The sequence below is a fragment of the Hyphomonas polymorpha PS728 genome, from assembly GCF_000685315.1.
GTDB lineage: Bacteria > Pseudomonadota > Alphaproteobacteria > Caulobacterales > Hyphomonadaceae > Hyphomonas > Hyphomonas polymorpha.
Genome location: NZ_ARYM01000017.1, coordinates 26153 through 38967, shown reverse-complemented (window position 1 = coordinate 38967; position 12815 = coordinate 26153). Strand labels below are relative to the sequence as shown.

Here is a 12815-nt window from a genome sequence, read left to right as displayed (position 1 = left end):
TTCGGGCAGTTTCCCGGCTCCGGCACGGCATTTGCGTAGAAACTGCGCGAATATCCTGTTTTGGGACTGATTGGCGGTCCCGCACCAATATGGAGAGGGATCATGGCTGACGAAACAGACCTGCACGTTGGCAAACGCCTGCGCCGCCGCCGCCGCCTGCTGGGCATGACACAGCAGGAACTGGCGTCCCAGGTGGGCGTGCGCTTCCAGCAAATCCAGAAATATGAGTGCGGGGCAAACCGCATCACCGCCTCGCGCCTTTATGATCTGGCACGGGCGATGAACGTCTCCGTCCAGTATTTCTTTGATGGCATGGCCGTGCAGGGCGCTGTTCCAAACGCCGCCAATGATGCCGAGCAGATGGAAGGCGACATCCTCTCCCAGAAAGAGACCCTGGAACTGGTGCGCGCCTATTACCGCCTCAGCGAACGCCCCCGCCGCCGCCTGCTGGAGCTGGCAAAGGCGCTCGAGCAGGACACCTCCAGCACTGGCGCCGCTTGACCTCTTCTCATGGGCGGGGCATCGCCTCGCCCATGACCGACACCCGTATTATTGCTGATGACATTGCCCTGGCCCGCCGGCTTGCCGATGCGGCCTGGACCGCGATCCGCCCGCACTTCCGGAACCTGAACGGCGTCGACCATAAATCCGGCACCGCAAAATCCGGCTTTGACCCCGTCACCGAAGCAGATCGCGCTGCCGAACTGGCGATGCGCACCATCATTTCACAGGAACGCCCGGCAGACGGCGTAACCGGTGAAGAATTTCCAGACACAGATTCGACCAGCGGCTGGCGCTGGTATTTCGACCCGATCGACGGCACCCGCGCCTTTGTCGGCGGCCTGCCGGTTTGGACCACCCTCATCGCGCTGGTGAACCCCGAGGGCGTGCCGGTTATCGGCGTCATTGATCAGCCGGTCGTCGGTGAGCGCTATATCGGCTGGCCCGGCAGCGCGGTGATGGAAACCGCTTCAGGCACCACGCCTATCCGCGTATCTGGCAATCCAGACCTGCGCACCGCGACGATTGCCACGACCGATCCCTTCATCTTCACCCCGCCAGAGCAAGGCGCCTGGAACCATCTGCGCGCCACCGCCCGCATCACCCGCTATGGCCTCGACGCCTATGCTTATGCCCGCGTCGCCGGGGGCACGCTGGATCTTGTCGCCGAGTCCTGTCTCAAGGCGTGGGATGTGGCCGCCCTGATCCCAGTTGTGCGCGGAGCTGGCGGAATTGCCACCAACTGGCGGGGCGAAGCCCCGGCGCTGGGCGGCCAGATTGTCTGCGCGGCCAGCGAAGGCATTCTGGAACAGGCTCTTCTCGCCCTCCGGCGCGCGGCAGACTGAAAAGGCTGCCCGCCTTACGGCCCTTCGACCGTGTAACCCTCATTGCGCAGCATCTCGATAACGCTGTCTTTTCCGGCGAGGTGGCCGGCGCCGACCGCCACCAGAACCGTTCCCGGCTCCTCCAGCATCGCCATAATCTGCGGCACCCAGAGCGCATTGCGGTCGGTCATCATCACATCATAGATCGGCTGTGATCCCAGCATCTCCGGATTGGCCATCAGCACGCCGATGCCCGTCACGTCGCCGTCCGCCCATTCGTCCACCAGCAGGTCCAGCGCCGCTGTCCCCTCGCCCACGCCATCCACCGTCGCCATGAGAAAGTCGACCTGGTCGCAATAGCTGAGCCCAGCCAGGCCACCGAGCTGCTGCTCCACTGTTTCGAGGTAGGCAAAGCCTGCGCCATGCGACAGCGCCGCGCGCTCGATCACTTTCTCCACCCCCGATTCCGGATCAAATCCCTCGTCCAGCATCTGCGTCACCGAGATATTCACCGCCGCCATCCAAGGCCGGTGGGGCAGCAGGGCCTCGATCGGCAGGCCTACCGTCTCCAGCGCCGCCTTCAGCTCTTCTGTCTCCCCTTCGGAAAGGAAGTTGGTCAGCTGCGCCCCGTCGGTGAAAAAACCCTGCGTCGTGTAAAACTTCATCAGCTCCCGCTGAGCTTCCGGGCTGGTCGTATCCGCTTCGAAAACCACTGTGCCGGCCCCCGCGATGGCGGCTTCGATCTCGGGCGACATCCAGTCCAGTTCGGGGCGCAACAGATGAACCGTGCCTAGCAGGTGAATGGTCGTATCCTCGTCGCGCAGCGTCCAGAGCGCCGGAGAACCACCGCCCCGGCTTGCCTTGGCGGCTTCCAGGGCAGCCGCTTCAAGTTCCGGCCGCACGCTGCGCAGCTCGGCACGCCGGGACACGTCGCAGGCTTCCGCCGTCGCCTGGCCGCCCTCTGCCGGTGTTTTGGTTTCCGTTTCCGTAGGCTGGCAAGCGGCCAGAAGAAGCGCCGCGCAGCCGGCAAGCAGGGATCGGGCAAGAGGCAACTTCATGGCCAACGGAACCTTTCAGGTCAGGTCATCTGGAGTTTCCGCCACCATAAAGAGCCCCTGCCCTGCCCGTCTATGCCCGGCATCAGGCAAAGCCGGTTGCACAGCCCCCCGGCTTCGCATAAACACCGGCCTCGGCCTGCACCCATAGCTCAGCTGGATAGAGCGTTGCCCTCCGAAGGCAAAGGTCAGAGGTTCAAATCCTCTTGGGTGCACCATTAAAATCAAGGACTTACGCCGTACTGTGGTTTTTCAGAAATGGGCGTGTCCGCACCGTGTCCGCACGGATTTGCTCCGATAATAATATGCTCGGCCGGTGATCCCCAGATTCGGATACACTCGCGCATTCATTTTTGTGGGTTCGGTCACGTTGATGAGTAAGACCTATGCTTGATGTTTTGATAGGCTCAACGAGTTGTTGTACGCTTAGCGTGAAGTACAGGAGATCGTTAAGGAATCCCGAAGAAAGAATGAGGTGCACGGCACCGATAAAAATGGCGACCTATGGATAGTTGGAACCGACCGCAAGGACACAGCAGATCATATCGCCCAAACCTTCAAAGACGATGGTTACACCGGCGTCCACATCGTTGAGAACTGACCCCTAAAGATCAGAACGAAGAACAGCGCTCTGCTGATTTCATCAGCAACACTATTGAGATAACCAGCATCACTACAGGCGATGAGCCTCGCGATATAGAAGGCGAAGTACTATGCAGCGCCGCCCCAGAGAGGGGCTGCAAGATTGCCAAGGCTTTAGGGCATCAAAGCTGACGCTGGAGGTACTAACAGAGATTCCCAGGACGACCCCGGCTCGTCGCCGATTACCGGGGACATGTCTTCCCGGCGATCCATGGCAATGGTCCGGTGGATCGCCACGCTATCACCCGAGCCATGAGCCGGATCCGGGAGAAGCTGAACATCGATAACGCGACCGCTCACGACCTGCGTCATACCGGCGCGAGCATGATGGCATCCGAACGCTGCGGCGTGCGCGGAGAAGTGATTGCCCGCATACTCAATCACACCCCGCTCGGCTCACCGGTCGCTCAGATCTATAACCGGTATGATTACGCCGCGGAGAAACGCGCCGCGCTCGAGCTCTGGGCGGAAACGCTACTGAAGATTAGCAGAGTGCGGCAGCTAAAGTAGCAAATGAATTGGAAAACATCGCAGCCATATGCGATGCGACCATGGATACGGCAACCCAGCGGCGTCTTGTGTGGATGCGAATCTTCAGCGCGACCACAAAACCATATTAATATCTTGCGACTACCTAATCGAGAAGCTTTTCCCTCAGCGCGCCCACCTCTGATTCCTGTAAACCGTATACGGTCTTTACGAATGATTCTATGGAGCCGTGCTGTCCCCGCAGCTCGGAGAATGTTGCCATTATGTAGTCGGGATGTGACATAAGAAGCGGCTCGACTACCTCCTCCGCCAGCTCGCGCAATATGCTCTGCCCGTGCAGCTTGGAAGGCGTCTTGTCGTCAAGACCAAGTTCCATGCGGTAATCCACGATGCGGGCAGACAGAGCATAGTCTTCAAAGACGAGATGCTCGGGGACACCTAACAGAGACAGGATAATTGCAGCCAGGACCCCGGTTCTGTCTTTTCCGGCGGCGCAATGAAACAGAAGCGGAAACTCCCCTTTAGCGAGGCATCGCAAGACGGTGGCATAGGCTTCCGCGTGATCGTAGGGCAGACGTCGATAAAGTGACAGCATAAAACCAGTAACCGCTTCGGGACGCAGCCCGGGATCGGTGAGAGTGGCGGCCATCGCTACCAGATTGCCTTTGTCGCCCGATTGGAATCCCACCTGTCTGACAGGGTTGCCACCCCACAGAGTGGGTAGGGCATGACGCTCCTCTGGGGTTCGCAGGTCGAAGACACTCTTCAGTTCCAGCCTGTCGATACGGCGATAGTCGGAAAGGGTCAGCTTGTTTAACCCTGCTGCCCGAAAAACCTGATATCGCCTTACGGCTTTTCCGCAGACGGTAGGATATCCGCCCAGATCACGGAAGTTCTGCGCGCCTTTTAGTTTCAAAACCCGGCTGGGAACACTTCCTGCGTAAGGTTTGAATGTACGTATCCACATAACCGCCTTCTATCGAGTTTATCGCTTACTTGGCCCCACCGGAAATCCACTGGCGCGCTTCCGCCCGAATTCCTGACCTGATCGCTGACTTCCGTTGCCTTTGCGGAGCAAGACCGAGACATCGCGTTCTCAGCACCTCATGATGCGCTGGGCCATGTCCCAGTAAAATGCACTCATGGCCTTGTACTGGGATGCAACCGCCTCCGGGAGATATCTGGACATGGACCCCATGCAGATCAGAATTTCATAAGCGGCATGAACCTTGTAATATCTCAGATCACCAATCGGCTTTCCTCCGACATCCGCATACATCGAGAGCCAGTCGGCTTCCGTTGGCGGAACGACAGGCAGAGTCGAAGTATGCGGCCGATGCGGATCCATTGAGACAATCTGGATCGCCAGATCGAGCTCGGCCGCGCCGACCGAACTCAGCTCCCAGTCAAGCATCGCAGAGACACGATTGTTATGGAGGAGATAATTGCCGAGATTGGGGTCTCCATGCATGAGCACAGGCTGCCTGATCACCGGCGCATTTGCCAGTAGCCACTCGTGGATCGGAAGCAGGCGCTCATAATCGTCGGGCCTGGCCCAATCCCACGTCTTGCGCCACCAGTTGATGAATTTCTCCGGGGGGCACGCGCCATCAGCCTGTTTCGAAAACCCGCTCAGGCCGTAGGCGGCGTAGTCGAGGGTATGCACGGCCGCGAGATTGCGAAGAATGTCGAGATATATTTCACGGCGCTCAGGCGGAGTTGCTTCCACAAGTGGACCGCTGTTGAACAATGACGTTGGAATTGGGGCCCCGGGTGCGCACTCCATCAGGAACCCCGATACGCCCAGCATTTCACCGGACGCGTCCAGGCCGTGGACGCGGGGCACCTTCACAGGCGCGTTCTGGAGTTTTTCAAGCAGTTGATACTCTGTATCGAGATCGTACCGGTAAAATATCCTGTTGTCCGCCTGGGGATCATATCTCAGGACGAGCTTCTTCTCCTCGGTCCCACCCTGTCGCACTATCCCGGCTGAAAAAACCAGGATACCCGATGACGAGCCTGATTTTGCCGCCCCTCCCCCAACTTCGCGCAGGACAACATCGGCCCGGAAGACGTGCTGCAGGAACCCGATCAGCCGGCCGGAATCAATTCTGGCATAGTTCCCCTTCGCGGCCGCAACGCTCTGATCCAGTGCACTCGATATGTCACTCATGGGTTCATCCCGAAACTAATCCGCATCTGCGGACGGATTCAACGTAGGGCGTCCAGGCAAGGATATTCGACCGGCAGCACCTATCTGATCCAACCTGGATCGAAGCTGCGTCTGGTCAGCCCGTCTTCGCAGTTTGCAAACAGCGTGTGAGACACCGCCGCTTCTCCCTGACGCGGATTGTCGATCATGTTGAAGTCGCAGACGCCGGCACGTCCGTTCCAGCGCGGGATCGACAGGGCTTCGATACCCGCCGGAGAGGAACCCGGCCCCCCGTTGTTGAAGTGCGTGGAGGTCACCACCCCATCGACCGTGTCTACATTAATGCGCAGGGTCTCGCCATTCTCCAGCTTCACGACAGACCACCCGCCGATGACAGAGTAGCCGTCACACAGCGTGGAGCTCACGGTATGGAAATCCCGGATGATCTGCCGCTTGCCCAAGAGCATGACCCAGCCGAACTTGTGCAGTTCGCCGCCCTGATCGTGCATGCTGACGAGAGAGTAAGACATGTCCGGCCCGACCGTACCCGCATGCCATCTTGCTGACCGGAACACGGCATGAGGCCGGGCGCCATATCCGTGGTCACGATACGCAATGCCGTTCTCGATATTGATGACACGGTCACCAAACCGGATCCGGCCTTCGAGCCTGCCCGCGCTTTCAGGATGACCGGATGTGCCAACGGTTTCTTTCACCGGCCCTGAGAGCTCCTTGCCGTGATTGGGACCGCCGACAAAGGACCAGTCCTGTGACGGGAACCAGTCGTAAACCCGCAGATCAACGTCTGCATCCTTGTCCCATGCCTCGAACCGGCAATATTTCATGTCAGGAATGGAGTACTTCGCAGTGCCTGAGCTGGCCGTGGTTTCTGTCCGGTCCCCGGGCTGGAGCTTGCGATCCAGCAGGTGGCGGCGGAAGCGGGTCCCGTCCGGAAGGGCCATCCCCCAGTGGGTCTGGGTGGTACCCTGATTGACATAGGCGCCCGTTCTCAGGAAGCCGACGGCTCCGGATATCGGATCACGGAAGACAAGAACCCAGGACTCCTGCCAGTCGGGATGCTCGGTCGGTTTATGTGGCAGGTCTACTTCGGAATAGAGTGACATAGGTCCTCCCTTTGATTTTGTTATATCAGTCTACTGATTTCTGTATCAGGCCGGCTTGAATCGAATTGGCAGTTTCTTGGGACCACTGATAAAATTCGACTGCGTCCATTTCGGAGGTCCCGCAAGTTCTATTGATCGGATACGCGGAAGCAGTTCCTCAAACAGTATCCGCATTTCAAGCCGCGCCAGGTGCTGGCCAAGGCAGACATGCGGGCCATAGCCAAACGATAGCTGCCGGTTAGGGGAGCGATCAATGCGGAAGTGATCCGGATCGTCGAACACGGCCTCATCCCGGTTGGCCGACATGTAAGACAGCATCACCCAATCGCCCGCCTCGATCCTCTTGCCGCCGATCACGTAATCAGACACCGCCGTCCGCATGAAATGCTTCACCGGTGTCGTCCAGCGGATGGCTTCCTCCACGAGACTGGGAATGAGGGAAGGATCAGACTTGACCGCCCGCAACTGATCGGGCGCCTCCGCCAGGGACCAGATGCCGCCGGCGGTGGATGCAGACGTGGTGTCATGGCCCGCCGTGGCCACAAGGACGTAGTAGCTGTTGGCCTCATGCTTTGAGATCGGTTGTCCGTTGATCGTCGCATTCGCAATGACCGACGCCACATCGTCCTGTGGCACCTGCCTGCGAAGCTCTGTCAACTGATCGAAATAGGCATAGAAATCCCTGAGCACAGAATCGAACACCGTCAGGGCCGTGGCAGGATCTGCCATTGCTCCGGCATCCCTGCTCTTCTCGGGGTCACGCGCCCCAAATAATTGTTGGGTCAGGGCCAGCATCATCCCCTCATCCTTTTCCGGGACGCCGAGGATCTCCATGATCACATGCAGCGGATAGTGCAACGCCACATCATCGACAAAGTCACACGCGCCATCCCGCGCGAGCATTCGATCAACGGCCTGCCGGGCTATTTCCCGGATGCGCCCTTCGAGTTTCCTCAGGCTGCCGGCAACAAACCAGGCCTGTGTCAGCATTCGGTAGGTCCGGTGTTCGCTGCCATCCATGTTCACGACGGACCGCGTCAGATGAGGCGAGCCCTGTTTGGCTTCGATCGCCTCTCTCATGTCACTGGGAACGAGAACCGTGGACCTGTCCTCATTGCGGAATATGTCCGCCTGCCGTTCGATCTCAAGGATGTCCGCATGCCTCGTGATCAGCCAGAAAGGGTCAAATCCGGGTGCCTCCACTTTGCGCACAGGATCCTGTGACCTCGCCCATGCCAAAGCCTTATGAATCTGCTCGGGCTCAGCAAAGCTGCGGGGATCGGTAACCAGGCGAGGCAGGCCGGACTCGTATTCCGCTGACAGAGAAGAATGGGTCATAACGCCCCTCTGGAAAGTATAGATCACAAGCGAAACAGACGGACGCGCCTGATCCCTGACGAGCGCTCCACGCCCTTCAGGGATCGTGCATCCGCGCGGGGGCTACTCGGCAGCCAGGACAAACGGGACTGAAAGTCTCCGGTCAATATCGGGGCCACTGACCCCGATCATGCGTCCGGGAACAGCGCCGGTGCAGTTTGTGCCATCCCTGAAAGTGACCTCACCATTGACCATGACAAACTCAATACCTTCTGGCTTGCAGACTCGGCGCCACTCCCCTCCGGGAAGATCATTGGCAATCTCATACTCAAGGCGTTTGTAGCCCAGCTTGTCAAAATCATAGATCAGGATATCGGCCGCAGATCCTTTGACGAGCGTACCGCGATTTGTCAGGTTAAAGACTTTCGCCGGAAGGCCGCTCAACTTGTAGTGCATTTCCTCAAGGCTCATCTGCCCGCTCTCACGGACCATCCACATGATCATATCAGTGGAGAAATGCCCCCCCGACCAGAACTTGACGTGAGCGCCGCCGTCCGACGTGCCCGGAATGGTCCGGGGGTGCCGGAGAACCTCAGCGACTTTCGCAGTATCCGAACTCAGGGCGTCCGGCAGCAGGAAGTCGGACGCCGCGTCGGTGTCTGCAACAATGTCCATGAAGAGATCGGTCACGCTGTCCCGACCCAGGGCCTTGGCGATTTCGTGGACTGTCCTGCCTTCAAAACGAGCCCAAGGCTCCACACCGTACGCCTTGTTGAGTTTATAGGTCTCCAGGGGACCACCTGCAGCGGCAAGATGCACCGGGTCGTAGGCTTCACGCAGCCGGCGGCGGAAATCAGGATCCTTTGCCTTTGCCACTTTTGCGGCCTGATCACCGGCAAAAGTGAATTCCCTGAACACCGGCATAATATTCCAGATATCCCAGTCCATGGGTTTGAATTCATTCCAGCCGCGCATCGTGAGCGTCATCGAATAGACTTCAAGCCCCTCCGCCTCTGCCCGGTCGAGCATCTCGAGCATTTCTTCGTGATACGTCGGGATGTAGTCATTCACGAGCGTCACATTGTGGATGACGGGACGACCTGAACGGCGCGCCACTTCGAGCCCGACTTCGGAGAACCGGGCGCCGGGCGAATCCACGAGCGCCTGAACAACCCCCTCGCCCCGCTCCCGGAGAACATCGGCCAGGGCATACAGGTCCTCCAGATGCATGATATCTGTCGGCATCGGTTGCCCGTCACAGTCGATGTGGGTGTTATTGTTGCCTTGGTATGAAAAACCAAAGCCGATCGCCCCCATGTCCATGGCCTTGTGAAGCTCGGCTTTCATAAGCTCACGCTCTTCATCCGTGGCCGGACGCGATTTGGCAGCTTCCAGCCCCATTACATAGATAAGCAGGGGATTGAGCGGTACCATGTTGAGCACGTTCACCCCCAGCGGCGTGCGCTTGAGATGCTCAAGCCATTCGGGATAGGTGATCCAGTCCCACTCCAGCGCTGCCTTGAGGGATTTGTAAGGAACCTGCTCGGTCGTCTCCATCTGCTGCATGTACCTGTCCCGGTGCTCGGGACGACAGGGCGCCAGACCAAATCCGCAATTGCCGACGGCAATCGTGGTCGTACCATGCCAGCCGGAGTTCGTGACATAGGGATCCCAGTGCAGCTGGGCATCATAGTGCGTATGCGTATCGATTACGCCTGCCGCGACAATCTTGCCGGACGCATCAATTGTCTGCGCCCCTTCCCCGTCAACAGACGGCCCGATCGCGGCGATAACACCCCCGGAAATGGCGACATCCCCGATGAATGCCGGCCGACCTGTTCCATCGACGATCTTGCCGCCCCGGATCACCGTATCAAACTTTGCCATTTTAGCCTCCCGAGAAAAGGATCAGTTTCTGTTTTGCTTTAGATAAACAGATTTCTGATTTGCATTATGTTCTTTTTGGATCTTTTGTCAAATGTTTGCGAACTTTTATCCTGAGGGAATTCAGCAGACCAGGGACTGCGCAAACTCCGGATCTCCCTGTGCCGCCTGCGGGACGGGCCGGGCGGAGACCGACACAAAATAATCCCGGCGGAGTTCCCCCCGCCGGGAGAGTTGGCTGGCGCTGCGACGCGCTCACCAGGAGGAAGACATCAGCGCGCCGATCCAAGTTTCATGGAAAGGCGGACCCCGTATGTGCGCGGCGCCGAAAACTGGCCGACCACAGCTGCTGTTGTGCTTGAGGCAACCAGGCTGTGCGCGTAAATCTCATCTGTGATATTTTCGACAAACAGCTGGGCTTCAAACCGGTCATCCGCCGGACGCCAGACCACCCGGGCATTCGACACCCAGTAGCCATCCTGTATGGTTCCGGCCTGCCCGGGCGCTTTGCCATTGAACACGTCGTGAAACACTTCACTGGTGTAGGACGCTTCACCCCGGAACAGCAGTTCGCCCAGCCGGTCGAGATCGGCCTGATACTGCGCCCCGAAATTCAGCTTCCACTCCGGCGCCCTGATGAGGCTGTTGCCGCCGATGTTAAGAATCGCCGATTCTGTCGGGTCCGCCAGCCACTGATCATCATATTCGGAGTGGATCCATGACCCGGAACCGTCCAGCTGCAACCCCTCAAACGCGTCAGGCCGCAACACGTACTCCACCTCGACACCATAAAGGGTGGCGGCTGCGGCATTCCTGATCGACGAACTGTTGTTCACATAGGTGGTGAACTGAATATCCGAGAAGTCGTAATAGAATGCCGCCGCGTTGAACAAAGCCTGGTTGTTTGCGAAGACCGACTTGAAGCCGGCTTCATAGGACCAGAGGAACTCCGGATCGAAAGTTGCTGTACATTCGGCCGGATTGAATCCACCCGCCTTGTAGCCCCGGGAAACCTTGCCGTAGACCATGGTATCGGAGCTGAGATCATAATCCAGCCCGCCCGTTCCCGTTACCTCGCCCCAGCTCTTACTGGTGTTTGTTTCGCAGAGCGCGGCGGCCGGCACGAAGTTGGAGTGCAGCTGCCGGAAGGCTTTTTTCTCATCCTCTGTGTACCTCACCCCGGCCGACGCCCTGAGACGGTCAGAAAGACGATAGGTCCCGTTAAGGTATATGGCTGCGGATTTCGTCTTCTGGTCGGCGCCAAATGAAAGCGTGCCTATCGGGGAGACTCCTGGACGGTAGAGCGTTGTGCCCAGCACCGGGTCAGCGATCAGCTGCAGGAGATTTGGAATGAGCGGCCGGGACAGGTCGAACGCCGGCGGCGCTGACGGGTTCGTCAGACTACCCGCCAGAGCAACCTGATCCCCGATTGCGGGCAGAAAGAGGTCCGCCTTGAGGATGGCTTCGTCATCAAAATAAAAGGCTCCCAAAACATAGTCCAGTTTGCCGGAGAGGGCTTCTCCTGACAGCGTCAGCTCCTGCGTAAACTGCTTCGAAGACTGAAAGATCGGGTTTGCATTGAGGAGCGCTGCAGATGACCCGTCTCCATCATAACGAATGTCGGCTTCCGATTCCCTGTAGGCAGTAATGGATCTGAGTGTCGCGTTCCCGATGTCATATTCAACTGTTCCGCTCAGACCCTTGACATCAAAGACCTGCTTGGGCGGAAAATCATTCCAGATATCGAGGCTTTTCCGGGGATCGCCGCCGGATTGTCCCGGCGGAGTGAGACCGTAATAGTCAGCAATGCTCCCATTTCCCAGAAGAGCCAGGTCGCCGGGCGACAGCAGCCCGGGAATACCCGCCAGGACGGGCGCGGGGAGAGAGAAGATTCCCAGAGGCGTTTGCGGCGTCACGCCGGAGGCGAGCGGAAGGGAATCCACGAACTGCTGAACGCTTGAAACAGACTGCCTTGTTTTATCTGCACGCAGAATAACCCTCAGATCCGGTGTCAGATCAAACAGGAGTGACCCCTGAGCGCTGAAAAGGTCGTTGCCGTCATAATCCCGGCCATCAAAGAGATTGTGGCGGTACCCGTCCCGGCGCTCGTGCTTGACTGTCAGCCGCCCCGCCACCCTGTCGTCCACTAGGGCGCCCGTTATGCCGCCTTCGGCGACAAGACGCCCATAATTACCCGCGGTCACGGCAAGATTGCTGCCGAAATCATACTCCGGGAGCCGTGTTATATAGTTGATGGCGCCCCCGGTGGAGTTGCGGCCGTAGAGTGTCCCCTGAGGCCCCCGGAGTACCTCGATCCGCTCAAGGTCAAAACTCGGGACAGCCTGTGTAAACAGCTGCCCTACATAGACCCCATCCTGGAAACTTGCCACGGTCGGCTCACCGGCCGTGACGGTCAGATCCGAACCGATGCCGCGCAGAGAGAGCTGGGTGTAGCCTGTGAGTTGCGCGAAAACCAGCGACGGCACACTGAACTGCAGTTGCTGCGGGCCTTCGATCTGCTTGAGTTCCAGCGATTCGGTGTCAAACGCACTCACCGCCAGCGGCGCACTCTGGAGGACCTCTTCCTTCTTCTGCGCTGTGACAACAATGCTGCCGAGCCGCCTTTCACCGCCCGCCTCCGGCATGGCGGCGTCCGCCTCGATTTCGCTGGCGCCCGGCTGGGCACCGTCCTGTGCGGCAGCCACCTGGCCGGAGAGCAGGAGCGCCGTCAGGCATACCCCCAACGAAAGCCTGTTACCGATTGACGACATAAGTTCCTCCCTTGTCGCATGTTATTATTGTAAGCATTCCAATATCCGGGCGCCGC

The 12815-nt window shown here is 58.8% G+C and carries 9 protein-coding genes, 1 tRNA gene and 1 pseudogene; 4 read left to right on the top strand and 7 right to left on the bottom strand.

Going from position 1 to position 12815, the window contains the following annotated elements; all coding sequences use genetic code 11:
- Positions 1–102: 102 nt before the first annotated feature.
- Together HPO_RS14065 and HPO_RS14060 are read left to right on the top strand one after the other, a co-directional pair.
- On the top strand, positions 103–501 hold the full coding sequence (locus HPO_RS14065) for a helix-turn-helix domain-containing protein (RefSeq protein WP_035600103.1): 399 nt from the start codon (positions 103–105) through the stop codon (positions 499–501).
- Positions 502–533: 32 nt separating this feature from the next.
- Entirely contained in the window at positions 534–1346 is an 813-nt protein-coding gene (locus HPO_RS14060; protein WP_035600101.1) for an inositol monophosphatase family protein, read from the top strand.
- Positions 1347–1360: 14 nt separating this feature from the next.
- Here the strand turns inward: HPO_RS14060 and HPO_RS14055 are convergent, their stop codons facing one another.
- Positions 1361–2383 (bottom strand): TraB/GumN family protein, encoded by a 1023-nt coding sequence (locus tag HPO_RS14055; RefSeq protein ID WP_051612639.1) that lies wholly within the window; start codon positions 2381–2383, stop codon positions 1361–1363.
- Between the two features lie 138 nt (positions 2384–2521).
- On the opposite strand from HPO_RS14055, the gene HPO_RS14050 reads away from it, so the two are divergent.
- Together HPO_RS14050 and HPO_RS14045 are read left to right on the top strand one after the other, a co-directional pair.
- Positions 2522–2598, top strand: a tRNA-Arg gene (locus tag HPO_RS14050).
- Between the two features lie 628 nt (positions 2599–3226).
- A pseudogene (locus HPO_RS14045) lies at positions 3227–3532 on the top strand (tyrosine-type recombinase/integrase); the annotation flags it as partial.
- A 124-nt stretch (positions 3533–3656) separates the two neighbouring features.
- Here HPO_RS14045 and HPO_RS14040 read toward each other — a convergent pair.
- The 6 genes from HPO_RS14040 to HPO_RS14015 form a co-directional block, all read right to left on the bottom strand.
- On the bottom strand, positions 3657–4478 hold the full coding sequence (locus HPO_RS14040) for a tyrosine-protein phosphatase (protein WP_084324335.1): 822 nt from the start codon (positions 4476–4478) through the stop codon (positions 3657–3659).
- Between the two features lie 129 nt (positions 4479–4607).
- Positions 4608–5684: a phosphotransferase family protein gene (locus HPO_RS14035; protein WP_035600095.1), complete on the bottom strand. Its 1077-nt coding sequence runs from the start codon at positions 5682–5684 to the stop codon at positions 4608–4610.
- An 80-nt stretch (positions 5685–5764) separates the two neighbouring features.
- Positions 5765–6787 carry a DUF7064 domain-containing protein gene (locus tag HPO_RS14030; protein WP_035600094.1) on the bottom strand — a complete coding sequence of 341 codons (1023 nt, stop codon included), beginning with the start codon at positions 6785–6787 and terminating at the stop codon, positions 5765–5767.
- Between the two features lie 45 nt (positions 6788–6832).
- Positions 6833–8125, bottom strand: coding sequence for a cytochrome P450 (locus tag HPO_RS14025; RefSeq protein ID WP_051612638.1), 1293 nt, complete (start codon positions 8123–8125; stop codon positions 6833–6835).
- 102 nt (positions 8126–8227) lie between these two features.
- Complete coding sequence (locus tag HPO_RS14020; protein WP_035600093.1) at positions 8228–9991, bottom strand: N-acyl-D-amino-acid deacylase family protein; 1764 nt, start codon at positions 9989–9991, stop codon at positions 8228–8230.
- 269 nt (positions 9992–10260) lie between these two features.
- Positions 10261–12759 carry a TonB-dependent receptor gene (locus tag HPO_RS14015; RefSeq protein WP_084324334.1) on the bottom strand — a complete coding sequence of 833 codons (2499 nt, stop codon included), beginning with the start codon at positions 12757–12759 and terminating at the stop codon, positions 10261–10263.
- Positions 12760–12815 lie beyond the last annotated feature (56 nt).

Excerpts from the sequence above, each read along its gene's own strand:
- HPO_RS14065 (WP_035600103.1), top strand. The coding sequence starts at position 103 with ATGGCTGACGAAACAGACCTGCACGTTGGCAAACGCCTGCGCCGCCGC.
- HPO_RS14060 (WP_035600101.1), top strand. The coding sequence starts at position 534 with ATGACCGACACCCGTATTATTGCTGATGACATTGCCCTGGCCCGCCGG.
- HPO_RS14055 (WP_051612639.1), bottom strand. The coding sequence starts at position 2,383 with ATGAAGTTGCCTCTTGCCCGATCCCTGCTTGCCGGCTGCGCGGCGCTT.
- HPO_RS14040 (WP_084324335.1), bottom strand. The coding sequence starts at position 4,478 with ATGTGGATACGTACATTCAAACCTTACGCAGGAAGTGTTCCCAGCCGG.
- HPO_RS14035 (WP_035600095.1), bottom strand. The coding sequence starts at position 5,684 with ATGAGTGACATATCGAGTGCACTGGATCAGAGCGTTGCGGCCGCGAAG.
- HPO_RS14030 (WP_035600094.1), bottom strand. The coding sequence starts at position 6,787 with ATGTCACTCTATTCCGAAGTAGACCTGCCACATAAACCGACCGAGCAT.
- HPO_RS14025 (WP_051612638.1), bottom strand. The coding sequence starts at position 8,125 with ATGACCCATTCTTCTCTGTCAGCGGAATACGAGTCCGGCCTGCCTCGC.
- HPO_RS14020 (WP_035600093.1), bottom strand. The coding sequence starts at position 9,991 with ATGGCAAAGTTTGATACGGTGATCCGGGGCGGCAAGATCGTCGATGGA.
- HPO_RS14015 (WP_084324334.1), bottom strand. The coding sequence starts at position 12,759 with ATGTCGTCAATCGGTAACAGGCTTTCGTTGGGGGTATGCCTGACGGCG.